The following is a 23,941-nucleotide window of genomic DNA, read 5'->3' as shown; positions in this document are numbered from 1 at the left end:
AATACAGAATGAACGAAATTCAATTAAAATACGGATGCAATCCAAATCAGAAGCCATCAAGAATCTATATGGAGGATGGAAGTGATCTTCCGGTTACAGTATTAAACGGTAAACCGGGTTACATAAATTTTCTGGATGCATTTAACGGATGGCAGCTTGTAAAAGAATTAAAGGCGGCAACAGGACTTCCTGCAGCTACATCTTTTAAGCATGTATCACCGGCAGGTGCAGCGGTAGGACTTCCTCTTACAGATACACTTGCAAAGATCTACTGGGTAGATGATCTTGGTGAACTGTCACCGCTTGCATGTGCATATGCAAGAGCCAGAGGCGCAGACCGTATGTCATCCTTTGGTGATTTCATTGCATTGTCAGATGTCTGCGATGCAGATACAGCCCGTCTCATTAAGCGTGAAGTATCAGATGGTGTAATTGCTCCTGGGTATACAGACGAAGCTATGGAGCTTCTTCTGAAGAAGAAGAAAGGTAATTATAATATTATCCAGATCGATGAGAATTATGTTCCTGCTGAGATTGAACGCAAACAGGTATTTGGAATTACATTTGAGCAGGGAAGAAATGAACTGAATATCGATAAGGATCTTTTATCCAATATTGTAACAGAGAATAAAAATATACCGGAAGAAGCTCTTATCGATATGAAGATTGCACTGATCACATTAAAATACACACAGTCTAATTCTGTATGCTATGTAAAAGGTGGACAGGCAATCGGTATCGGAGCCGGTCAGCAGTCCAGAATCCACTGTACAAGACTTGCCGGTCAGAAGGCAGATAACTGGTGGCTTCGTCAGTCTCCACAGGTTATGGGACTTCAGTTTGTTGATGGACTTGGACGTGCAGACAGAGATAATGCGATTGATGTATATATGGGTGATGAATATGAGGATGTTCTCCGTGATGGCGAATGGCAGAAGCGTTTCAAGGTAAAGCCGGAAGTATTCACAACAGAAGAAAAGAAAGCATGGCTTGCCGGAAATCAGAATGTTACACTTGGTTCTGATGCATTTTTCCCATTCTCAGATAACATTGAACGTGCGAAGAAGAGTGGTGTTGCATACATTGCTCAGCCGGGTGGATCTGTCAGAGATGATCTTGTAATCGAAGCATGTGATAAATATGGAATGGTAATGGTATTTACAGGAATCCGTTTATTCCATCACTAATCAGGAGTTTATTGCTATGGCAGGAAGAAATCGTAGAAGACGCAGAAAAAGAAAATCCAATATAGATTTTGGCAAAGTGTTTTTCTTTTTAGTCACCTGTCTGGTCATTGTTTTTGCGGCTGTTGTAATATTATCAAAGATCATATCGCATAAGGACCGCTATTTTGATGAAGGACTGGCATTTTATCAGAATGCAGAATACGATAAGGCACTTGACCGGTTTGCCGATGCACTTTCTGAAAAACAGATCTTTTCTCAGAATAAAGACAAGAATACCAGACTGTATATGGCAGATATTTATATGAAGACCGCTGATTATGATAAAGCGGTAGAAGAATATGATACTATTTTACAACAGACATCTGCAGATAAAAAGAATGTCGGTAAAATGAAGGAGATCGCTCAGGCATTGGCTGACTTTTCGGACAGCAATTATGCCGGGGCACTCCCGGTTCTGGAGCAGTATGTAAAGGATTATCCGGAATTATATCTGTATATAGGAACCTGTTATGCATCTATGAATGATGCAGAGCATATGTTTGAGAATTATGAAAAATACATAGATAAATATGGATATAATTCATATCTGTATGCCCAGTATGCCGCTTATTATATCAGTATCGGTGAGATGGACAATGCATATGGGTATATTAATAATGGACTTGCAAGCGATAATACCTTCCAGAAAGAGTTGCGTTTGCAGGAGATCAGTTATTATGAAAAGATCCAGAACTATGATAAGGCTTATGAACTTGCGAAAGAATTATATGAGCTTTATCCGGAGTATCAGGATGGTGTAGATGAATATAATTTCCTTTATACCAGAGTATCCCGTGATGATGAATAGTTAGAATTGGCAGGAGGCATTTTATTCGTGGAAATACAATTATGGAAAGAGATATTATCTCCGTATGAGCAGGCTGTAGATGAACTGCTCTTGAAATTTAAGCATATTATAAAAGATTATCGAAGTCAGGGACTGTATTCTCCAATTGAGAATGTAACCGGACGTGTAAAAAGAATTTCAAGTATTTTGGATAAGATGCAAAAGAAACATATTCCGATGGATCATATCGTGGAAGAGATGGATGATATCGCCGGAATCCGTATCATGTGCCAGTTCGAAGAAGATATTTACAAGGTTGTAGAGATCATAAGGAATCGCAGGGATATGTCAATCCGGGAAGAAAAAGACTATATCACGAATGCAAAAACAAGTGGGTACAGAAGTTTTCATATTATATTAAATTATGATGTATATACGATTAAAGGGCTTCAGACGATTCAGGCAGAGATTCAGATCCGTACAATGGCGATGGATTTCTGGGCAACGATAGAGCATTCCCTTCAGTATAAGTATCGTCATAATATGCCGGAACATATCCGGAAAAAACTGTTAAATGCAGCAAATGCAACTGTGGCGCTGGATCAGGAAATGTCATCTGTCCGGGGTGAGATTATGGATGCACAGAATTCGTTTAATTATAAGGCATCTATCGTTGCAGATATTTTAACAAATATTCAGAATTTGTATTATGTAGGCAACCAGCGTGAGGTTGTGAAGATACAGAATGAATTTTATGATATTTACCAGAAGGATGATCTGGAAAAGCTGGAGGATTTTTCCAAACAGCTTGATATTATCGCAGAAGGATACAAAGCACAGGGGTTATAGATTATGAACTTACCGGAGTCATTTACAAACAGGATAAAGACACAGTTAGGAGACGACTATGATGCATATATGAATTGTCTGGATCAGGGCATGCATCATGGACTTCGCGTGAATACAAATAAAATCAGTGTGGAAGATTTCTTGAAAATCTCTCCATTTGAATTAAAGCCTGTACCATGGACAACAAATGGTTTTTATTATGATGATAAAGCATGTACACCATCCAAACATCCATATTATTATGCAGGTCTTTATTATATTCAGGAACCGAGTGCGATGGCACCGGCGAGTATTCTTCCTGTTGAAGATGGGGATGTGGTTCTTGATATCTGTGCAGCACCGGGAGGTAAATCAACCGAGCTTGCAGCAAAACTTCATGGCACCGGGTTTCTGATCTCAAATGATATCAGTAATTCCAGAGCTAAGGCATTATTAAAAAATCTGGAATTATTCGGGATCGGTAATATGTGTGTGGTAAGTGAAGCTCCGAATAAGCTGAGCACAAAATTCTATCAGACCTTTGATAAAATTTTGATTGATGCGCCTTGCTCCGGTGAAGGAATGTTCCGTAAATCCCAGTCAATGGTAACAGCGTGGGAAAACAATGGTGTTGAGTTATTTGCCGGTTTACAGCGTGGAATCTTAAATGAAGTTGTAAAAATGTTAAAACCGGGTGGAACCATGCTGTATTCGACCTGTACGTTTTCTCCGGAAGAAAATGAACAGTCAATCGAATATCTTTTATCACTGGATGATACATTAGAATTAGTCGAAGTTCCGAAGTATCCGGGTTTTTGCAATGGAAATCCTGCGTGGGGAAAGACCGAAAATGCAGAACTTGAAAAATGTGCAAGATTATGGCCGCATCATATCGAAGGGGAAGGGCATTTTGTTGCACTTATTCATAAAAAAGAGGCAGAACAGACACAGGTATTTCAGTCATGGATACACAGAGGCTGTAAACCGGATAAAAATGCAGAAGAATTCCTTGCGCACGTTTCATCGGATGCCGGGATCCGGTCTGCATATATTGAGGAAAATAAAGGAAGACTGTATTATATGGCAGAACATATGCCGGATGTATCCGGGCTTCGGATGTTAAGACAGGGATTGTTCCTTGGCGAGATCAAGAAGAACCGGTTTGAACCGAGCCAGTCACTTGCTATGTATCTGAAACAAGGACAGTTTGATAATGAAGTAAATCTGACTTCTTCAGATGACCGTGTTTTAAGATATCTGAAAGGCGAGACGATCGAAGCATCGGATCAGAAAATTAAAAATGGATATGTGCTTGTTCTGGTGGACGGATATCCGCTTGGATGGGCAAAAAATACAAACGGAACGTTAAAGAATAAGTATTTATCTGGATGGAGGATGATGTCATGAGTAAAATAGCAGTCGTTACCGGAGCTTCTTCCGGACTGGGCAGAGAGTTTGTTGTTCAGATCAGTGAAAAATATAAGACAATCGACGAGATATGGGTGATCGCCAGGCGTGCAGAACGCTTGTATGCCTTAGAAAGAGAGATTGAAGGCAAGAAGATTATTGTTCTCCCGCTGGATATCACAAAGCAGGAAGATCTTGAAGCCTATAAGAAGATGCTTGCAAAGGAACATCCATGGGTACGTGTTCTGGTGAATGCAGCAGGATATGGCATTATGGGACATGTAGAAGATGTTGTATGCGAAGAACTTACCGGAATGATCGATGTTAACTGTAAGGCTTTAGTTGCCATGACGAAGATCACTCTGCCATATATGAAAGAACAGAGCAATATCATTAATATTGCATCATCAGCGGCATATCTGCCACAGCCATCCTTTGCTGTATATGCAGCAACAAAATCCATGGTTAGAAGCTTTTCAAAAGCATTAAATAAAGAATTGGAGGACAGAGGTATTACAGTGACAGCAGTATGTCCGGGACCGGTCAATACAGAGTTCTTTGATGTTGCCGAGAAATATTCCCATACAAAGGCATTTAAAAGATTGTTCCGTGTAGAAGCAAAGAATGTGGTAAAACGGGCGTTATTTGATGCGTATTACCTGAAGACAGAATCTACCTACAGCATAACGATGAAAGCGTTTAAGATCGTAACAAAGCTGCTGCCGAATGACTGGATCGTTTCCATGATCAAATAGAGACAGATATCCGGTAAATACAGAGATTTGCCGGGGTATGAAGAACATTATAATAAAAACAGAACAGGACAAAAGCAATGGAAAAAGGACAGTATGGATATATAAAAAAACATAAGAAAAAGATCATAACCAGTATTATTATACTTGGTGTTATGATCCTGACAGGAGTAATTCTTTCGCTTGCCATGTTTAAAACAACAAAAACCTTGATCATCATACTTCCGATATTGATCAGCCTGCCATTTGCCAAACAGATCGTAGCACTTATCATGTGTTCCAAATTCAAGCCTTTAACAGAGGAAGAACACAAGAAGATAGAAAAAGGGATCCATTATGAGAACCGGGACGGCATCCTGTATGATATCTCGCTCAGTCGATATGAAGGAATATTGTTTTTCCCTGCCGTGATCGTGCGGGATGGCAGAATGTTATTCTTATATCAGAAAGCATTTGACAAGAAGATTCCGGATGTGGAATTCCTGAAAAAAGAAATTACACGTTCCTTTGAAATGATAAAGAAACCATATGTTATCGTTACAGCGTTAACCGTGGATGAATTTATAAAGAAAGCGGAAACGATCAAAGAACCGGATGAAGATTATCTGGTAAAGGATCAGTCTATGCGTGAAAAATTATTTGAACTTGGTGTATAGGAGTCGGGCATGAAAGAGATCATTATATCGCAGAACGAAGCGGGACAGCGTGTGAACAAATTTCTTTTGAAATATCTGAATAAGGCACCGTCAAGCTTTGTTTATAAGATGATACGAAAGAAAAACATCAAATTGAACAATAAGAAAATTGAAGGAAACGAATACGTCTATATCGGAGATACGATCCAGATCTATATGTCTGATGAAACGATCGCCAATTTCAGGGAAGATGTCAGTGGAACACACAGCACTTCCTCTAAAAAGAAGATTCCGGTTGAGATCATCTATTTGGATGAAAATATTCTGATCGCAGACAAACCGACTGGCGTCCTGTCACAGAAGGCATCAAAAGATGATTACTCTTTTAATGAAGCATTGATCGACTATCTGCTTGATAGTGGGCATATCACAACTGAAGAACTGAGAACTTATCGTCCGTCTGTATGCAATCGTTTAGACCGCAATACATCCGGACTCATTCTTTGTGGGGTGAGTCTTACCGGAAGTCAGGAATTATCCAGAATTATAAGAGAACATTTATTACATAAATATTATTATACACTTGTACGGGGACGTGTGACACAGAAGCTTGACAGTACCTGTTATTTACAGAAGGATAATGCAAAAAATATAGTTCGGATATCAGATTACCCATGGAAACAGGGCAAGAGTGAAGAAATTCATTCAATCTTTTATCCGGTAAAAAAAAATGATGATTATACATTGGTAAAGGTTGAGCTTATTACAGGTAAGTCTCATCAGATCCGTGCACAGTTAAAGCATCTGGGATATCCGGTAGTCGGCGATACAAAGTATGGCATACCTGTAGTGAACCGGTATTTTGCAGATGCTTATCATGTAAAGCACCAGCTTCTTCATTGCGGAAACATTATATTTAAAGAAACAGACGGTCCGCTTTCTTATCTGGGCGGAAAAGAGTATTCGGCATTTCTTCCGGAACCGTTTCGGACGATCGAAAAAGATTTATTTAGGTAATTTGGAAAATAACTTTGATAAAAGCAGAATCGGATAAAAGATAAAGAGGCAGAATCGGATGGCAACTTGGAATTCCAGAGGACTTCGTGGTTCCTCACTTGAGGAACTGATCAATTATACAAATGAATATTATCGGGAAAAGAAGCTGGCAGTTGTCCAGAAGATCCCGACTCCGATCAAACCGATCCGTATGGATAAAGACAGCAGCCAGATCACGCTGGCATATTTTGAAAAAGATTCTACGGTCGATTACATCGGTGTCGTACAGGGCATTCCGATATGCTTCGATGCGAAGGAATGTGCGGTTGATACGTTTTCTTTACAGAATATACATGAGCATCAGTATCATTTTATGAAAGAGTATGAGGAACAGCAGGGAGTCAGCTTCCTGATCATATTTTTTACGCATAGAAACAAATATTACTATTTACGTTTTTCGGAATTAAAGACTTATATGGATCGCGTGAACGAGGGACATGCAAAGAATTTCAAATATGAAGAACTGAATCCGGATTTCTTTATTCATGCAAAAAATGGAGCACTGGTTCATTATCTGGAGCTTCTGGATAAAGATTTGCAGTTAAGAGCATAAAGGATCAGGAAAAATCTTGACAAATGCCAACGTCTCACCTATAATGAGCACATTGTTGAAATAACTAATTATCGTGTTATCACTTTAATACGATAAAGCAAATAGGCATGGATAAAAGGAGGAAAAGAGATGCAGGATAAACTGTTACAGACTCCGGACGGAGTAAGAGACACCTATGATGTAGAATGTAAAAAGAAAAGAAAGATTATTGAGAAGCTGCATCATACTCTGGAGTTATACAGCTATCATGATATAGAGACACCTACATTTGAGTATTTTGATATATTTAACCGTGATAAGGGATCTGCACCGTCAAATGAAATGTACAAGTTCTTTGACCGTGATAATAATACGCTGGTATTACGCCCGGATATCACACCTAGTATTGCAAGATGTGTAGCAAAATATTACAAGGATGAACAGCTTCCGATCCGTCTGTGCTATACAGGAAATACATATTCAAACCCAAGAAAATTGCAGGGAAAATTAAAGGAAGTTACACAGATCGGTGCTGAGCTTATAAATGATGATTCTTCTGCAGCAGATGCAGAGATCATTGCAACTGTTGTTGATTCTTTTAAGGCGCTTGGAATCGACGAGTTCCAGATCGAGATCGGACAGATCGATTACTTTAAGGGAATCGTTGCAGAAGCCGGAATTACAGAAGCCGAAGAACTTCAGATCAAGGAATACATCAATATTAAGAACTTCTTTGGTTTGGAAGAATATCTGAAGAAACTGGATCTGAGTCCTGTTTTAAAGAAAGCCTTTCTTGCATTTGACTCTTTATTCGGTGGAGAATCCATGTTAGAGCAAGCAGAAAAGCTGGTTACAAATCCGGTATCACTTGCAGCTGTTCACAGATTACAGAGAATCTATAAGGCATTATGCTGTTATGGATATGACAAATATATCGGCTTTGATCTCAGTATGTTAAATGGTTATAACTATTATACCGGCGTGATCTTCCGCGGATATACCTACGGAACCGGAGATGCAGTTGTAAAGGGTGGCCGATATAATAACCTGTTAAAGCAGTTTGGCAAAGATGCACCGTCTATTGGTTTTGCATTTACCGTAGAAGAACTGATCATGGCACTGTCCAGACAGAATATCGAGGTTTCGGTTGAATATTCGAATACGATCATTCTCTATGATATCGAGAATCAGGAGCCCGCGATCAGTCTTGGTAAGAGTCTGCGCCAGAATGATAAGAAGATTGAATTGATACGCAAATCTGTCAGAAAGTCAGTGGAAGATTATCTGGAATATGCAAAAAGAGAGCATTTTTCCGGACTGTTTTATTTTGAAAACAGTGATACGGTCAAGGTATTTGATCTTGTGTCCGGTGATGAGAACGAGGTGGCTATCGCATCCTTGAAATAAGCGGACAAAAACAGAAAGAAATTCAAAATTAGAATTTGATCGATGGATAGATTGGAGAGATAAATCAATGAGATATTTAACATTTGCACTTGCAAAGGGCAGACTTGCAAAGAAAACCCTTGCATTGCTTGAACAGATAGGAATTACCTGCGATGAAATGAAAGACCCGGATACCAGAAAGCTGATCTTTGTGAATGAAGAAATGAAGCTGAAGTTCTTCCTTTCAAAGGCAACAGATGTACCAACCTATGTAGAATACGGTGCAGCAGATATCGGTGTAGTTGGTAAGGATACGATATTAGAAGAAGGCAGAAACCTGTACGAGGTAATGGATCTCGGATTCGGTAAATGCCGGATGTGTGTCTGTGGTCCTCATAAAGCAAAAGAATTATTGAAGAAAAATGAGATCATCCGTGTTGCCAGCAAATATCCGAATATTGCAAAAGATTATTTTAATAATCAGAAGAACCAGACGGTTGAGATCATCAAATTAAACGGTTCGGTCGAGCTTGCGCCGATCGTTGGCTTATCAGAGGTGATCGTTGATATCGTTGAGACTGGAAGTACTCTTCGTGAAAACGGACTGGAAGTTTTAGAAGAAGTTTGTCCGTTATCTGCAAGAATGGTTGTAAATCAGGTAAGCTTAAAGATGGAAAATGAGAGAATCAGAAAGCTGCTTGCTGATTTAAATTCGTTGATTAATAAGGAGGCATAAAAATGAGAATTGTAAATCTGACGGAAGAAACCAGAAAGAACATTTTAAAGGATCTGTTAAAAAGAAGCCCAAGCAATTTCGGATCTTATGCAGATACAGTAGAGAAGATCGTAAATGATGTCAGAGATCGTGGAGACGAGGCATTATTTGGATATACCAAGCAGTTTGATAAAGCAGATATCAACGCCGGAAATGTTCTGGTTACAAAAGAAGAGATTGAATATGCTTATACACAGGTAGATGAGAAACTGATCGAGGTTATCAGAAAAGCAAAAGAAAACATTCGCACCTATCACGAAAAACAGCGTCAGTACAGTTGGTTTGATTCTGATCCGAAGGGTATCATGCTTGGACAGAAGGTAACAGCATTGGAATCTGTCGGAGTATATGTACCGGGTGGAAAAGCTGTGTATCCATCTTCCGTATTGATGAACATTATGCCTGCAAAGGTAGCAGGTGTTAAAAATATTATAATGACCACTCCTTGTAACAGCGAGGGTGAAGTATATGCGACTACACTGGTTGCAGCAAATGAAGCCGGTGCGACTGCTATCTACAAGGCAGGCGGCGCACAGGCAATCGCGGCTCTTGCATATGGAACGGAATCCATTCCAAAGGTTGATAAGATCGTAGGACCCGGAAATATCTTCGTTGCACTTGCAAAACGTGCGGTATACGGACATGTCAGCATCGATTCGATCGCAGGTCCATCCGAAATCCTTGTAATTGCAGATGAGACAGCAAATCCAAGATATGTTGCAGCCGATCTGTTATCACAGGCAGAGCATGATGAGATGGCATCCGCCATTCTGATCACAACTTCAAAAGAACTTGCCGAAAAGGTATCAGCTCAGGTCGATGAATTTATAAAGGTATTATCCAGAAAAGAGATCATTCGGAAATCCATTGATACATACGGCTATATCTTATTAGCTGATAATATGGCAGATGCGGTTGAAGCAGCAAATGCAATTGCTTCCGAACATCTGGAGATTGTAACTGCAAATCCATTTGATGTTATGACAAGGATCAAGAATGCTGGTGCGATCTTCATCGGTGAATATTCATCCGAACCACTGGGTGATTATTTTGCCGGACCGAACCATGTACTTCCAACAAACGGAACAGCGAAGTTCTTCTCCCCGTTAAGTGTGGATGACTTCATTAAGAAATCAAGCATCATCTATTATTCCAGAGAAGCTCTTGAAGAAGTACATGAAGACATTGAAAGCTTTGCAAAATCAGAGCAACTTACAGCACATGCTAATTCTATTGCAGTAAGATTTGAATAGTGGTATAATATGAAACCAAGATTGCACAGGCGTCTGTATTATCAGTCCGCCTGTGCTTGTAGTTGCCAAAGTATCGGGAGAAAAATGTATAAAAACAAGGGAGAAAAGATATGGCGGATAGAGCAGTAAAATGCACAAGAAAAACCAGCGAGACAGATATTGTTCTGGAATTAAATCTGGATGGAAAGGGAGATGCAAAGATCGATACCGGTATCGGATTTTTCGATCATATGCTGACAAGCTTTGCCAAGCACGGATTTTTTGATCTGAATCTGACCGTAAAGGGTGATCTGTATGTGGATTGTCATCATACGATAGAAGATACGGGAATTGTTCTCGGAAAAGCGATCAAAGGTGCGCTTGGAGATAAAAAATCCATTAAGCGATTCGGTAATTTCTTTCTTCCTATGGATGAAACGCTTGTTATGTGTGCGATCGACCTTTCCGGAAGACCATATCTTGTTTATGATCTGAACTTGACAACAGAGCGGGTTGGATATTTTGATACACAGATGGTAAAGGAATTCTTCTATGCAGTATCCTATGGTGCGGAGATGAATCTGAACCTGAAGCAGTTCTCCGGTTCCAATGACCATCATATCATCGAAGCAGCTTTTAAGGCATTTGCAAAAGCTTTAGATGAAGCAACTTCTATAGACGACAGATTAAATGGTAAAGTGTTATCTACCAAAGGTTCACTTTAAGGAGGTACTATGAGTTATAAGAAAATTATTCCATGTCTGGATCTTGAGAATGCACTTGAAATGGCAAAGTTCTATAATGATGCCGGTGCAGATGAGATTGCATATTTTGACAGTAAAGCAACAAAGGAAGGCAGAGAAGCGAATATTGCAGTTATCAAGGAGATCTGCAAGAATGTCGATATTCCATTGATCGCATGTGGTGGAGTAAGAAGACTGGAAGATATCAAGAAGATGTTATATGCAGGTGCTTCCAAGGTTTGTATGAAATCAGCAGCATTAAATACACCGGAGCTTGTAACGGAAGCCGCTGACCGTTTTGGTTCAGAACGTATCATCGTAACGATTGACCTGAGCGAATGTAAAGAGCCTGTAGCCTATGCAGAGCAGCTTAAGGAACTCGGAGCGGGTGAGCTCCTGTTATTACATAATAATATGGTTCCTGAATATATGGATATCGTAAATGAGATCAAAAACCGTGTAGCACTTCCTGTTATTGTTTCCACCTATTCAACAAATGGGGAAGCAATCTGTGAGATGCTTGAAAAGACAAATGCTGAATCCATTTCTTTATATAATCTGAAACAAATGGATATAATGGAGATAAAGCAGGAATGCAGAAAAGAAGGCATTCCGGTTAATACATTTGAAAGTGCAGTATCCTTTGATGAATTCAAGCTGAATTCTGACGGGCTGATTCCATGTATCACACAGCATTATAAGACCGGGGAAGTTCTTATGATGGCATATATGAATAAGGAATCCTTTGAAAAGACGATCGCAACCGGCAGAATGACATATTACAGCAGAAGCAGACAGGAGCTTTGGACAAAGGGTGAGACATCCGGTCATTTCCAGTTCTTAAAATCATTAAAATTAGACTGTGATAAAGATACCCTGCTTGCAGAGGTTTCCCAGATCGGTGCAGCCTGTCATACCGGCAGCCCGACCTGTTTCTTTACGGATCTGGTTAAGAAGGAATACGATAATACCAATCCGTTAAAGGTATTTGAAGAAGAATACGATATTATCGTTGACAGAAGAAATCATCCAAAGGAAGGTTCCTATACAAATTATCTGTTTGACAAAGGAATTGACAAAATACTGAAAAAGGTTGGCGAAGAGGCAACAGAGATTGTAATTGCTGCCAAGAATCCTGATTCAGATGAAATAAAATATGAGATATCAGATTTCTTGTATCACCTTATGGTTCTTATGGTTGAAAGAGGTGTCAGTTGGACTGATATTACCAAAGAACTGGCTGATAGAAGGTAGGAGGAGAAAACAGTGGAAAAATATGGCGTAAATCAGTTAAGAAAAATGTTTCTGGAATTTTTTGAGAGCAAGGGACATCTGAAGATGAACAGCTTCTCACTGATTCCACATAATGATAATAGTTTGTTATTGATCAACTCAGGTATGGCACCATTAAAGCCTTACTTTACAGGACAGGAGATCCCTCCAAGAAGACGTGTGACCACCTGCCAGAAGTGTATCCGTACCGGTGATATCGAAAATGTAGGTAAGACTGCAAGACATGGTACATTCTTTGAAATGTTAGGTAACTTCTCATTCGGCGATTACTTCAAGCATGAAGCAATTTCATGGTCATGGGAGTTTCTGACCAAAGTTGTAGGCTTAGATGAGAACCGTTTATATCCATCTATCTACGAGGATGATAACGAAGCATTTGATATCTGGAATAAAGAGATCGGAATTGCACCGGAGAGAATTTTCCGTTTTGGGAAAGAAGATAACTTCTGGGAGCATGGCGCAGGTCCTTGTGGTCCATGTTCCGAAATCTATTATGACAGAGGCGAAAAGTACGGATGCGGTAAGCCCGGCTGTACAGTAGGTTGTGACTGTGACCGTTACATGGAAGTATGGAACAACGTATTTACCCAGTTTGAAAATGACGGCCATAACAACTATACAGAACTGGTTCAGAAGAATATCGATACCGGTATGGGACTGGAGCGTCTGGCTGTTGTTGTTCAGGATGTAGATTCCATCTTTGACGTTGATACGATCAAAGCGTTGCGTGATAAAGTATGTGAGATGGCTGGCGTGAAATACATGGAAGACGAGAAGACAGATGTATCGATCCGTGTTATTACTGATCATATCCGTTCTGTTACCTTTATGGCATCTGACGGTATCCTTCCATCAAATGAAGGACGAGGTTATGTATTAAGACGTCTTCTCCGTCGTGCAGCAAGACATGGCAGATTACTTGGTATCGAAGGCAGATTCCTTGCAGAACTTTCAAAGACAGTAATCGAAGTTTCTAAGGATGCATATCCGGAGCTGGAAGAAAAGAAAGCACATATCTTTACCTGTATCAATACAGAAGAAGAAAACTTCAATAAGACGATCGATCAGGGATTATCAATTCTGAACGGCTTCGTTGAGGAGTTAAATAACAGCGGCAAAAAAGTAATAAATGGCGAAAATGCATTTAAGTTATATGATACCTATGGTTTCCCTCTTGATCTGACAAAAGAGATTCTGGAAGAAAAGGGCATCGAGGTTGATACGGAAGGCTTTAATAAGGCTATGGACAAGCAGAGAGAGACTGCTCGTAAATCAAGAAAAGTATCAAACTACATGGGAGCAGATTCAACTATTTATGAAGACATCGACACAGCTCTTACAAGTAAATTCATTGGTTATGACAAGGTAGAAGCATCTTCCAATATCATTGCCATAACAGCAGAATATAAAGAGGGCGATCAGGTAACATCCGAACTGGTTGATGTTATTCCCGAAGGCACAAACGGTTCGATCATCACAGCAGAGACACCATTTTATGCTACTATGGGTGGTCAGATCGGTGATTCCGGTGTGATCGAGACAGAGAGCGGACGTTTCATCGTTAAAGATACGATCAAGGTTGCCGGTGATAAGATCGCACATCTTGGCTATGTTGAATCCGGTGAATTAAAGAATGGAAGCACAGCGAAGCTTTCTGTAACAGCAGACAGACGTGCACTGATATGTAAGAATCATTCCGCTACACATCTGCTCCAGAAAGCCTTAAAGATGGTCCTTGGTGATCATGTAGAACAGGCTGGTTCTTATGTATCCGAAGACCGTTTAAGATTCGACTTTACACATTTCCAGGCTATGACTCCTGAAGAGATCGCCAAGGTGGAAGCAATCGTAAATGAACAGATCGATAAGGATCTTAAGGTTAAGACAGAGGTTATGAGTATTGAAGATGCCAAGAAGACAGGTGCTATGGCATTGTTTGGCGACAAGTACGGCGAGAAGGTTCGAGTTGTATCTATGGATGACTTTTCTGTTGAGTTCTGTGGTGGTACTCATGTTCCAAATACCGGTGTGATCGGTACATTTAAGATCATCTCTGAAATGGGTGTTGCTGCCGGAGTAAGAAGAATCGAAGCACTGACTTCTGTTGGCGCATTTAATTATTATAAAGAGATGGAAGATGAATTAAAAGCAGCGGCAAAGGCAGCAAAAGCTGAACCTGCAAAGCTGGCTGAAAAGATCGAGACAATGCTCGCTGAGATCAAAGCTCTTACATCTGAAAACTCCAAGTTAAAGGATAAGCTGGCAAAGAATTCTGCCGGAGATGCACTTGCAGATGCAGTAGATGTAAATGGCGTAAAGGTTCTTGCTACCTGCGTAGAAGATACAGATATGAATGCACTTCGTAATCTGGGAGATGATTTCAAGAACAAGCTTGGAACATCGGTTGTCGTTCTTGCTTCCGCAAAGGATGGTAAGGTAAATCTGATCGCTATGGCAACAGACGATGCTGTAAAGAAGGGAGCACATGCAGGAAATATTATCAAAGCGTCTGCAGCACTTGTAGGCGGTGGCGGCGGTGGTCGTCCAAACATGGCTCAAGCCGGGGGAAAGAATTCTGCCGGTATTGCAGATGCACTTGCAAAAGCAGTAGAAATAGCCAAAGAACAGTTAAATGCCTAAAAATAGAAAATAATAAAATTTTTTGTTGACGTTTCAATAATATATGTTATAATTGACTTCGTGCTTAAATAATACCCAAACAGTTGTTATTTTATTAGCATAGTACACAACTGGAGGGAGGTCAGGTGAGAGAATGTCAAATGTAATAGTTAAAGAAAACGAAACATTAGATAGCGCTCTTCGCAGATTCAAGAGAAATTGTGCGAAGGCTGGTATCCAGCAGGAGATTCGTAAGAGAGAACATTACGAAAAGCCAAGCGTTAGACGTAAAAAGAAATCAGAGGCAGCTAGAAAGCGCAAATATAAATAATCTATAGTTTGGATTAGTAAATATGATTTTTTTGAGTACCGAGCAATCGGTACTCTTTTTTTGCGTAAATGAGCCAAATACAGATTTCGTGTTTACACGAAAATCTGTATTTGGCGAATGAGCGGCATCGAGCCGATAGGCGAGATGGTGCGGCGTAAGAACATGAAATGTTCTTATAGACGCAAAAAAAGAATATATAAAACGGATGCGAAACATTTAGGCGAGATGGTGCGACGTAAGAACATGAAATGTTCTTATAGACACAAAAAAAGAATATATAAAACGTATGCGAAACAATTAGGTATGATGGCACGGTGTAAGAACATGAAATGTTCTTACAAACGCAAAAAAGTTGACGCTGACATCACTATAATATATGATGAAATTAATATACAAAAACGAAGGGGACAAACGAATATGAAAAACGCAATTAATATTCTTGCAATAATCTTTGCCTGGGGAGCACTGATCTTAAGTATTTTTGCATTTGGCGATATGACCGGAAATATATTAAAGGCAGTTACCTATGGAATGATTGTAGGAAATGCCGTTCTGGTTAATTTTATCTGTGTCCATAATCTTAAAGAGAATAAAGAGTAAGTCATAATCTGATACCCAACCAACATAATATAGATATAAAGTTAGTGGGATATCAGATCATGCAGCTTCCATTTAATCATAACAGTCTATATGATGTGCCGGATGTCACCCCGGACATAAAAAAAAGTTCATCCAAAATCACTATTCATGATAATCACATTATCTATATTGAAAACTATAAATGTATTATATCCTGTTCGGATACCCGGATCCTTGTAAAAACAAAAAAAAATACTATATCGATAAATGGAATTTGCCTGAAAATTGAATATTATTGTCCGGAAGAACTGAAGATATCAGGCAACATTCTATATATCAATTATGAATAATATTGTGTACATAGAAGGGGGAAACCGGATGTTTGATATTATATTAAGGTATCTGTATGGATTTGCAAAAATTCATCTTCGCGGCATTCATATCAACCGTTTTGTAAATCTGTGCAAAGCCAGAGATATTAAACTTTGGAATCTGGAGCAGAAAGAAGATGAAATATTCTTTTTTACTGCTTCAAAGGATATAGCACGATTGGAAGAACCTGCACGGAAAACAGGAAGTGATGTAGAGGTTCTAAGAGTATATGGTATTCGCGAGTTTATTCGAAAAAATAAAAAAAGAATTCCGTTTGTGGCTGGGTTTATCTTGTTTGCTGTTCTGATCTATATTCAATCGTTATTTATATGGGAAATTTCCGTTTCCGGTGAATCAGATTATACATCGGATGAGATACTACAACATATCAATGAATATTATGTGCAGACCGGAACTCCAAAGTCAAAAGTAGACTGCGCAGAGCTGGAGAAAAATCTCCGGAAAGACTTTGAAGATATCGCCTGGATATCATGTGCGCTTACGGGAACAAAGCTGTCGGTGGAGATCACGGAAACATTGAATGTATTTACGGATACCTCCATGAAAGAACCATGCAACATCATTGCTTCACAGGACTGTACGATCACGGAGATCGTAACAGCATCCGGAACACCGGTAGTAAAGGCTGGAGATGATGTGAAGAAAGGCGATATCCTGATCTCTGGTGCAGTTTATCTGTATGATGATAATAATGAAGTTCTGGATACAAATTATGTATCTGCAGAAGGAACTGTATATGGAATCTGTGTATATCATTACAAAGATATAGTTCCGTTATCCTGCTATTCCAAAGAATATACAGGAAATGAAAAGAGCTATTATTCCTTTGGTGCATTTCAGTACAGCCTTACCCCTTATGTACCAAAATGCTCTTTCGAAGCATATGATTTGTTCAGTGATACGAGCCGGCTTCATATAGGTAAGAATTTTTACCTGCCATTTCAGATAGAAGCATACACAATAAAGGAGTACCGGTTAAAAAAAGAAACAGTATCCATGGAAGCGGCGGCTGCGTCAGTAAAAGAAAAATTAAGTCGTTATATTGGCAATTTGCAAGAAAAAGGGGTGCAAATAATAGAAAATAATGTTAAAATAACGAATAGCGGAGATGAATGTCTTGCGGAAGGAGATATAACCGTAAGACAGTTGATCGGGATTCCGCATGAATTACAGATTATAAGTGAGGAACAGACGCTTGAGTGAATTCAGCAAATCAATTACAGTTATGTCCGAATACGTTCAGAATGTATTTGGACAATTTGATGTACATGCAAAAAAAATAGAAAAAGCATTTCATGTTTCTATGATCCTGCGCGATGATAAGCTGAAGGTTTCAGGAGAAGAAAAAGACGTGGAGCAGGCGGTTCATGTACTGATTCAGTTATTTGCAGTTGCAGCCAGAGGTACTGCGATCGATGAACAGAAGGTTGATTATACGATTGCCATGTCTAAGGATCATCCTCAGGAAACACAGGAAAATATTGCTGATCTGGATCGGGATATCATATGTCACACGATCAATGGCAAACCGATCAAACCAAAAACACATGGACAGAAGGCATATGTAAATGCAATCGATAAATCCATGATCGTATTCGGTGTAGGTCCTGCTGGAACCGGTAAAACATATCTTGCAATGGCAAAAGCGATCACTGCTTTTAAGAATGGTGAAGTAAACCGGATCATTTTGACACGCCCGGCAATTGAAGCTGGCGAAAAGCTTGGATTTCTTCCGGGAGATTTGCAGAGCAAGGTCGATCCTTATTTAAGACCGCTTTATGATGCATTATATGAGATCATGGGACCGGAGTCCTTTGCCAAGAATATGGAAAAAGGTCTGATTGAAGTAGCACCACTTGCATATATGCGGGGACGTACACTGGACAATGCTTATATTGTACTGGACGAGGCACAGAATACAACACCGGCACAGATGAAGATGTTCTTAACCCGTATTGGTTTTGGATCGAAAGCAATCATTACCGGTGACCTTTCCCAGAAAGACCTTCCGTTTGAGACAAGATCGGGACTGGAAGTAGCTTTGACCGTTATCAAAAATATCGAAGAAATCAGTGTCTGCCATCTGACAAGTCTTGATGTTGTAAGACATCCGCTGGTACAGAAGATCGTAAATGCATATGAGGTTTACGAGGAGAAGCAGAACAGGCAGAAAAAACAGCGTTCGGAGCAGGAAAATCGTAACCAAAACGATGGCAGACGATACGGAGAGAGCCGAAATAATAAAAGAAAAAGGTAAGAAATACAATGTCATTAAATATAGAAAATGAATATGGAGAAATCCAGATCCCTGATTATGAACATGTGATCGAAACAGTGATCGGACAGGCTCTGGATTTTATAAAGTGTCCTTATGAATGTGAGATTTATGTATTGCTCACAGATAATTCGGGCATACAGACTATCAATAATTGTCAGAGAAATATCGATGCACCGACAGATGTATTGTCATTTCCTCTGATTGATTATAAAGAACCGGGAGATTTTAGTGTTGTAGACGGGGATACCTGTGATTATTTCAATCCGGAAAGCGGAGAACTGATGCTTGGAGATATCATTATTTCCATGGATCGCGTATATGAACAGGCAGAAAGCTACAATCACTCGAACACCAGAGAACTGGCATTTCTGGTAGCGCACAGTATGCTTCATTTGTTTGGTTATGATCATATAGATGAAGAAGAGCGCAAACAGATGGAAGATCTTCAGGAACAAATACTTAATGAGAAAGGATACACAAGGGATTATGAAGAAAACTAAATATGCAATTGCTTTAGCAGCATTAGGAGTTTTATCACTTGGTGTTATGGGATGTGGTAAGAAAGAGACATCAACAGAAGCAACCACAGAAACCACAACGACAGAAGCAACAACAGAAGCTACCACAGAGGCAGCAACAGAAGTACAGCATGAGGGCGTATATAACGACCTGACTGGCGAATGGGTTACAGACCGGACGGAAGAGTACGGTCGTCCGATCGCAGTTATGTTAAATAATATTTCTGACGCTATGCCACAGTGCGATATAGGTAAAGCAGATATCGTTTATGAGATGAAGGTAGAAGGTGGAATCACCAGACTGCTTGGTATTTTTAACGATTATTCCAATCTTGAAAAACTTGGATCAATCAGAAGCTGCCGTCCATATTATGTAACCGTTGCTATGGAATATGATGCAATCTATATGCATTACGGTCAGTCACCACAGGGTGAGGAAAAACTTTCAAGCTCAGGAATCAATAATCTGAGTGGCTTAAGTTCAGAAGGTGGAGTAACATACTACAGAGCATCTGACAGGGTATCACCACATAATGTATTTACAGATACAGAAAAGATCAAAGCCGGCATCGAACAAAAAGGATATGAAACAAAGCATAGCGATAGTTTCAAGAGTGTGTTCTCATTTAATGAAGAGATCACAGCTCCTGCTGGCGGCGAAAAGGCAGAAAAGATTACAACTCCGATCAGCAATTACACAACACCTTGGTTTGAATATCATGCAGATGATGGCCTCTACTACAGATTCCAGTATGGCGGAGAACAGACAGATGGAAATACAGGTGATCAGCTTAAGTATGAAAATGTCCTGATCCAGTTTGCTCATTATACAAGCATTGATGATCATGACAGACAGCAGCTTGATCTGGTTGGTGAAGGAACCGGACTTTATGCATCCAATGGAGTGATCGTTCCTGTAACATGGAAAAAATCATCTGAAAATGCGATCACAAAGTATTATACAGAGGATGGCAATGAATTAAAGCTGAATCCTGGAAAAACATGGGTGACAGTATTTGAAAAAGACAAAGCTGACAGCGTAACATGGGAATAAGCAAATAAATATATAAGAAAAAAGGAAAACAGGCAGGTAAAAGCTAATAATTACCAGCCTGTTTTTTGCATAGATCTGATGGATGTGCAGATAATCATGATAAGAGGTGATTATCTGTGAAAAAAATTTTATTGATTCTTGGTGGGATGCTCATTCTGTTTTTGCTTGCTTTTTGCTGTTCCTATACGATATACCAGAAAACTGACAGCTTTTCGGATGATTCATATGCCGTAGAAACAATAACAGGCAAAGGACGATCCGGCAAACGACAAGAGATTCAATACGATCCAATTTCAGAAGAAAAAACATCAGAAGAAAAAACACCAACATATGGAACGACAACCGGAGAACGATCGTTGTCCGAAGATGCTTCCACACAGGTGGCGGCGGAGTCGTATCGTTTTCTGGTAAATGAATTAAATGGATATGTAGCGGTTTTTACAGCAAATGGCAGTTTGTATGAATTTACCGATATCCGGATCAAGGATCTGGACAACATTTTAAAAAACAGGATCATAAATGGTATTAAATTTCAAAAAGAGAAAGAATTGTTTACTTTTCTTGAATCATGTTCCAGTTAATGCTAGAATATGGATGGTTTAAAAGGAGTAAATAAAAATGATATATGACTTGATCGTAGCAGGTGCAGGTGCTTCTGGTATGACTGCAGCTATCTGCGCAACGGATGCAGATATTTACAAACAGTTTCAGCATAAAGCAGATCAGACCCGGAAGCGTTCTGTACTGATCATTGAGAAAAATAAAAAGATCGGAAAAAAACTATATGCAACCGGAAATGGCAGATGTAATCTGTCAAACAGCAGTTTTCGTCTGGAATGTTATAACAGTAAAAATGAATTTTTCCCATATAAGGTGATCGGAGCAAAGGATTATCAGATTGTAAATCAATTTGCGGAACAGCTTGGTGTAGCTGTCAGCGATGAACACGGATATTATTATCCAATGTCCAGACAGGCATCTACGATCGTCTGGGCGTTCAACGACCGTCTGAAGAAAAATCAGATCCAGGTTCATACCGGAGAAATCGTTATAGGTCTGGAAGAACAATCCGATCATACATATTGTATTCAGACGGATCAGGGACACTATTATGCAAGAAATATAGTTCTTGCATGTGGTGGAGCTGCAGCACCTGCCCTTGGTGGTACAGATGCAGGCTGTAGTCTGTTAGATCAACTGGGTATTCCGTATTATCCATTTCAACCGGCACTCTGTAAGCTTCAGGTAAAAGAAAAGATGTCTGGGTTGGCAGGTGTTCGTTCAAAGGCACTGGTAACAGTAATGGATGCATCTTCCGAAATCCACGCACAGGAATTTGGCGAGGTCCAGTTTACCGGTCAGTCATTATCAGGAATTGTTATATTTAATCTCAGCCATACAGCCGGGGAGATGCTGCAGGATGGTGAGAGCGTTAGTCTTTGTCTGGATCTTGTACCGGATATAAATGAAGCTGATCTGTATATGCATTTCAGGAAATTCCGGACAAATAATCCGGAAAGGTCACTTCAGGCGTGTCTGAATGGCTTTGTACATGAAAAACTTGCGACTTATATACTAGAACAATGCAGATGGAAACAGGAAAGAATATCGGAACTAAATGATGTTGAACTGCAGAAGCTGGCAGATCAAATAAAGAAACTGACCTTTCATGTCACAGCAACAGCCGGAGCAGAAGATGCACAGGTATCAAGAGGCGGCGCAGACACTCATTTTATAGATCCGGAAACTATGAAGCTTACTGTACAGGAGCATGTATATGTGATAGGGGAGCTTTTGGATACCGACGGAATCTGCGGCGGCTATAATCTGATGTGGGCGGTCATAACTGGGATGAAAGCGGGATTTAGTATTTATGATTCGAATTAATAATATTAAGTTAAAAATTGGATACAAAAACGAAGATATTGAACAGGCAATCCGGAAAAGTTTAAGGATAAATAGCTTTCTATCCTATAAAATGGCTAAATTATCGATTGACAGCCGGAAGAAGGATCAAATCCATTATGTTGCCTCTGTAGATGTGACCTGCGGTCAGGAAGAGAAAATCCTGAAAAAAGTTCATAATAACAATATTATGTTAATTAAAGGGACGGATTATAAAATCCCTGAGTATGGATCGATGCCGATGCAGTATCGACCGGTTATTATCGGAAGCGGTCCGGCAGGTTTGTTTGCAGGTCTTTTTCTTGCAAGAGAGGGCTATCGACCGATCATTCTGGAACGTGGTATGGCAGTTGATGAACGAACAGCCTGTGTAAATGGATACTGGAAAAAGGAACATCCGTTAAATCCAAACTGTAATGTTCAGTTTGGTGAAGGAGGGGCCGGAACATTTTCTGACGGTAAATTGAATACTGTAATTAAGGATAAATCAGGAAGAAGGACCGCGGTTCTTAAGACATTTGTCGAATTTGGTGCAGATCCGTCAATCCTATATGTGAATAAGCCTCATATCGGTACAGATGTGTTATTGACTGTAGTCAAGAATATTAGAAATGAGATTATAAGGCTGGGTGGAGAGGTGCGATTTGAGCAGCTTGTAACAGATATAGAAGTGATAAATCCTGAGACAACGCTCTTACATATAAAGAAGCTTTTGAAACCGGAAGAAACATATGAATTAAAAAGCAATGCGGTGATACTTGCGATCGGTCACAGTGCAAGAGATACCTTTGAAATGCTCTATAAGCGTGGAATTCCGATGGAACAGAAGCCGTTTGCAATGGGACTCCGAATCGAACATCCAAGAACCTTTATCAATGAAGCACAATATGGATATCATCCCGATTATGAAGATTTACTGCCGACAGCAGATTATAAGCTGGTGCATCAGGCAGCAAACGGACGGGCGGTCTACTCCTTCTGTATGTGCCCCGGTGGTTACGTTGTAAATGCATCCTCAGAATCCGGAAGGATATGTGTCAATGGTATGAGCTACAGTAACCGGAAAGCGGATAATTCAAACAGTGCGATCGTTGTGAATGTTACGCCGGAAGATTATCCGGGAGATCATCCGCTTGCCGGTATGTATTTTCAGAGAGAGCTTGAAGAAAAGGCGTATCAGGCAGGAAAAGGAGCAGTTCCGGTACAACGTTTCGGTGATTTTAGAATGAACAGAATGTCTGAAATAGCCGGCAAGATCAAGCCTTGCATAAAGGGGGCTTATACGTTTTCCAACCTGAATTGTTGTTTGCCAGAGTATATCAGAGATGCTATAATAGATGGTGTTTTATCATTTGACCGGGTGATATCCGGTTTTGCAGATGATGATGCAATATTAAGCGGCGTGGAAGCAAGAACATCTTCGCCGATAAAGATACTACGCGATGCAGATCTGACATCTGCACATACTTGTATTTATCCATGTGGAGAAGGTGCAGGTTACGCGGGAGGTATAACATCCGCAGCCGTTGACGGAATAAAAGTTTTTGAGGCAGTTATGTCGAAATTTATGATACCGGAAGCATCAACCGGAAATCAGAGAATGTGAGGTTTC

General features: G+C 39.9%; 23 protein-coding genes. All 23 read left to right on the top strand.

From position 1 onward, the window contains the following. Positions 1 to 8: 8 nt before the first annotated feature. The 23 genes from DWW85_RS03975 to DWW85_RS03860 all read left to right on the top strand — a co-directional run bounded on the left by DWW85_RS03975 (position 9) and on the right by DWW85_RS03860 (position 23,935). The gene (locus DWW85_RS03975) at positions 9 to 1,187 is read left to right on the top strand and encodes a phosphoribosylaminoimidazolecarboxamide formyltransferase (RefSeq protein ID WP_117807582.1); all 1,179 of its coding nucleotides are present in this window, start codon (positions 9 to 11) and stop codon (positions 1,185 to 1,187) included. A gap of 16 nt (positions 1,188 to 1,203) precedes the next feature. Beyond that, complete coding sequence (locus DWW85_RS03970) at positions 1,204 to 2,034, top strand: tetratricopeptide repeat protein (RefSeq protein ID WP_117807581.1); 831 nt, start codon at positions 1,204 to 1,206, stop codon at positions 2,032 to 2,034. A 27-nt stretch (positions 2,035 to 2,061) separates the two neighbouring features. Then, complete coding sequence (locus DWW85_RS03965) at positions 2,062 to 2,862, top strand: GTP pyrophosphokinase family protein (protein ID WP_117784869.1); 801 nt, start codon at positions 2,062 to 2,064, stop codon at positions 2,860 to 2,862. 3 nt (positions 2,863 to 2,865) lie between these two features. After that, on the top strand, positions 2,866 to 4,248 hold the full coding sequence (locus DWW85_RS03960; protein WP_117807580.1) for an RsmB/NOP family class I SAM-dependent RNA methyltransferase: 1,383 nt from the start codon (positions 2,866 to 2,868) through the stop codon (positions 4,246 to 4,248). After that, a complete protein-coding gene (locus tag DWW85_RS03955; RefSeq protein ID WP_226801008.1) occupies positions 4,245 to 5,003 on the top strand; it encodes an SDR family NAD(P)-dependent oxidoreductase in 759 nt (252 codons plus the stop codon). Before DWW85_RS03960 ends, DWW85_RS03955 begins: the two co-directional genes overlap by 4 nt. 77 nt (positions 5,004 to 5,080) lie before the next feature. Beyond that, on the top strand, positions 5,081 to 5,656 hold the full coding sequence (locus DWW85_RS03950; protein ID WP_117807578.1) for a hypothetical protein: 576 nt from the start codon (positions 5,081 to 5,083) through the stop codon (positions 5,654 to 5,656). A gap of 9 nt (positions 5,657 to 5,665) precedes the next feature. Beyond that, positions 5,666 to 6,652 carry an RluA family pseudouridine synthase gene (locus tag DWW85_RS03945; protein ID WP_117807577.1) on the top strand — a complete coding sequence of 329 codons (987 nt, stop codon included), beginning with the start codon at positions 5,666 to 5,668 and terminating at the stop codon, positions 6,650 to 6,652. Between the two features lie 58 nt (positions 6,653 to 6,710). Further along, positions 6,711 to 7,244, top strand: coding sequence for a Holliday junction resolvase RecU (locus tag DWW85_RS03940; protein WP_008400805.1), 534 nt, complete (start codon positions 6,711 to 6,713; stop codon positions 7,242 to 7,244). 129 nt (positions 7,245 to 7,373) lie between these two features. Beyond that, positions 7,374 to 8,630: an ATP phosphoribosyltransferase regulatory subunit gene (hisZ, locus tag DWW85_RS03935; RefSeq protein WP_117784865.1), complete on the top strand. Its 1,257-nt coding sequence runs from the start codon at positions 7,374 to 7,376 to the stop codon at positions 8,628 to 8,630. Positions 8,631 to 8,697: 67 nt separating this feature from the next. Next, a complete protein-coding gene (hisG, locus tag DWW85_RS03930; RefSeq protein WP_021943839.1) occupies positions 8,698 to 9,345 on the top strand; it encodes an ATP phosphoribosyltransferase in 648 nt (215 codons plus the stop codon). A 2-nt stretch (positions 9,346 to 9,347) separates the two neighbouring features. Next, positions 9,348 to 10,637 (top strand): histidinol dehydrogenase, encoded by a 1,290-nt coding sequence (hisD, locus tag DWW85_RS03925; RefSeq protein ID WP_021943840.1) that lies wholly within the window; start codon positions 9,348 to 9,350, stop codon positions 10,635 to 10,637. 110 nt (positions 10,638 to 10,747) lie between these two features. Then, positions 10,748 to 11,341, top strand: a complete 594-nt coding sequence (gene hisB / locus DWW85_RS03920) for an imidazoleglycerol-phosphate dehydratase HisB (RefSeq protein WP_117784862.1) — start codon at positions 10,748 to 10,750, stop codon at positions 11,339 to 11,341. Positions 11,342 to 11,350: 9 nt separating this feature from the next. Then, on the top strand, positions 11,351 to 12,613 hold the full coding sequence (gene hisIE / locus DWW85_RS03915; RefSeq protein ID WP_008400812.1) for a bifunctional phosphoribosyl-AMP cyclohydrolase/phosphoribosyl-ATP diphosphatase HisIE: 1,263 nt from the start codon (positions 11,351 to 11,353) through the stop codon (positions 12,611 to 12,613). A gap of 45 nt (positions 12,614 to 12,658) precedes the next feature. Next, complete coding sequence (gene alaS, locus DWW85_RS03910; protein ID WP_179960542.1) at positions 12,659 to 15,292, top strand: alanine--tRNA ligase; 2,634 nt, start codon at positions 12,659 to 12,661, stop codon at positions 15,290 to 15,292. Positions 15,293 to 15,425: 133 nt separating this feature from the next. Then, complete coding sequence (gene rpsU / locus DWW85_RS03905) at positions 15,426 to 15,602, top strand: 30S ribosomal protein S21 (protein WP_008400815.1); 177 nt, start codon at positions 15,426 to 15,428, stop codon at positions 15,600 to 15,602. A gap of 417 nt (positions 15,603 to 16,019) precedes the next feature. Further along, complete coding sequence (locus tag DWW85_RS03900) at positions 16,020 to 16,202, top strand: hypothetical protein (protein ID WP_117807575.1); 183 nt, start codon at positions 16,020 to 16,022, stop codon at positions 16,200 to 16,202. Positions 16,203 to 16,523: 321 nt separating this feature from the next. Beyond that, complete coding sequence (yqfD, locus tag DWW85_RS03890; RefSeq protein WP_117807574.1) at positions 16,524 to 17,777, top strand: sporulation protein YqfD; 1,254 nt, start codon at positions 16,524 to 16,526, stop codon at positions 17,775 to 17,777. Between the two features lie 22 nt (positions 17,778 to 17,799). Next, positions 17,800 to 18,831 carry a PhoH family protein gene (locus tag DWW85_RS03885; protein WP_117807766.1) on the top strand — a complete coding sequence of 344 codons (1,032 nt, stop codon included), beginning with the start codon at positions 17,800 to 17,802 and terminating at the stop codon, positions 18,829 to 18,831. A gap of 8 nt (positions 18,832 to 18,839) precedes the next feature. Then, positions 18,840 to 19,352 (top strand): rRNA maturation RNase YbeY, encoded by a 513-nt coding sequence (ybeY, locus tag DWW85_RS03880; RefSeq protein WP_117807573.1) that lies wholly within the window; start codon positions 18,840 to 18,842, stop codon positions 19,350 to 19,352. Then, positions 19,339 to 20,424 (top strand): DUF3048 domain-containing protein, encoded by a 1,086-nt coding sequence (locus DWW85_RS03875; protein WP_117807572.1) that lies wholly within the window; start codon positions 19,339 to 19,341, stop codon positions 20,422 to 20,424. The genes ybeY and DWW85_RS03875 overlap by 14 nt, the downstream gene beginning before the upstream one ends. Before the next feature lie 116 nt (positions 20,425 to 20,540). Beyond that, complete coding sequence (locus DWW85_RS03870; protein ID WP_117807571.1) at positions 20,541 to 21,005, top strand: hypothetical protein; 465 nt, start codon at positions 20,541 to 20,543, stop codon at positions 21,003 to 21,005. A 37-nt stretch (positions 21,006 to 21,042) separates the two neighbouring features. Further along, complete coding sequence (locus DWW85_RS03865; RefSeq protein WP_117807570.1) at positions 21,043 to 22,311, top strand: aminoacetone oxidase family FAD-binding enzyme; 1,269 nt, start codon at positions 21,043 to 21,045, stop codon at positions 22,309 to 22,311. Then, positions 22,298 to 23,935 (top strand): FAD-dependent protein, encoded by a 1,638-nt coding sequence (locus DWW85_RS03860; protein WP_117807569.1) that lies wholly within the window; start codon positions 22,298 to 22,300, stop codon positions 23,933 to 23,935. The genes DWW85_RS03865 and DWW85_RS03860 overlap by 14 nt, the downstream gene beginning before the upstream one ends. Positions 23,936 to 23,941: the final 6 nt, after the last annotated feature.

Source organism: Clostridium sp. AF17-21AC, from assembly GCF_003461365.1.
GTDB classification, from domain to species: Bacteria; Bacillota; Clostridia; order Lachnospirales; family Lachnospiraceae; genus Coprococcus; species Coprococcus ammoniilyticus.
Note: the sequence above shows the minus strand (reverse complement) of the source record. Positions and strands in the feature narration are given on the sequence as shown.

Coding starts and splice junctions, on each gene's coding strand:
- DWW85_RS03975 (WP_117807582.1), top strand. CDS start 9: ATGAACGAAATTCAATTAAAATACGGATGCAATCCAAATCAGAAGCCA.
- DWW85_RS03970 (WP_117807581.1), top strand. CDS start 1,204: ATGGCAGGAAGAAATCGTAGAAGACGCAGAAAAAGAAAATCCAATATA.
- DWW85_RS03960 (WP_117807580.1), top strand. CDS start 2,866: ATGAACTTACCGGAGTCATTTACAAACAGGATAAAGACACAGTTAGGA.
- DWW85_RS03955 (WP_226801008.1), top strand. CDS start 4,245: ATGAGTAAAATAGCAGTCGTTACCGGAGCTTCTTCCGGACTGGGCAGA.
- DWW85_RS03950 (WP_117807578.1), top strand. CDS start 5,081: ATGGAAAAAGGACAGTATGGATATATAAAAAAACATAAGAAAAAGATC.
- DWW85_RS03945 (WP_117807577.1), top strand. CDS start 5,666: ATGAAAGAGATCATTATATCGCAGAACGAAGCGGGACAGCGTGTGAAC.
- DWW85_RS03940 (WP_008400805.1), top strand. CDS start 6,711: ATGGCAACTTGGAATTCCAGAGGACTTCGTGGTTCCTCACTTGAGGAA.
- hisZ (WP_117784865.1), top strand. CDS start 7,374: ATGCAGGATAAACTGTTACAGACTCCGGACGGAGTAAGAGACACCTAT.
- hisG (WP_021943839.1), top strand. CDS start 8,698: ATGAGATATTTAACATTTGCACTTGCAAAGGGCAGACTTGCAAAGAAA.
- hisD (WP_021943840.1), top strand. CDS start 9,348: ATGAGAATTGTAAATCTGACGGAAGAAACCAGAAAGAACATTTTAAAG.
- hisB (WP_117784862.1), top strand. CDS start 10,748: ATGGCGGATAGAGCAGTAAAATGCACAAGAAAAACCAGCGAGACAGAT.
- hisIE (WP_008400812.1), top strand. CDS start 11,351: ATGAGTTATAAGAAAATTATTCCATGTCTGGATCTTGAGAATGCACTT.
- alaS (WP_179960542.1), top strand. CDS start 12,659: ATGTTTCTGGAATTTTTTGAGAGCAAGGGACATCTGAAGATGAACAGC.
- rpsU (WP_008400815.1), top strand. CDS start 15,426: ATGTCAAATGTAATAGTTAAAGAAAACGAAACATTAGATAGCGCTCTT.
- DWW85_RS03900 (WP_117807575.1), top strand. CDS start 16,020: ATGAAAAACGCAATTAATATTCTTGCAATAATCTTTGCCTGGGGAGCA.
- yqfD (WP_117807574.1), top strand. CDS start 16,524: ATGAATAATATTGTGTACATAGAAGGGGGAAACCGGATGTTTGATATT.
- DWW85_RS03885 (WP_117807766.1), top strand. CDS start 17,800: ATGTCCGAATACGTTCAGAATGTATTTGGACAATTTGATGTACATGCA.
- ybeY (WP_117807573.1), top strand. CDS start 18,840: ATGTCATTAAATATAGAAAATGAATATGGAGAAATCCAGATCCCTGAT.
- DWW85_RS03875 (WP_117807572.1), top strand. CDS start 19,339: ATGAAGAAAACTAAATATGCAATTGCTTTAGCAGCATTAGGAGTTTTA.
- DWW85_RS03865 (WP_117807570.1), top strand. CDS start 21,043: ATGATATATGACTTGATCGTAGCAGGTGCAGGTGCTTCTGGTATGACT.
- DWW85_RS03860 (WP_117807569.1), top strand. CDS start 22,298: ATGATTCGAATTAATAATATTAAGTTAAAAATTGGATACAAAAACGAA.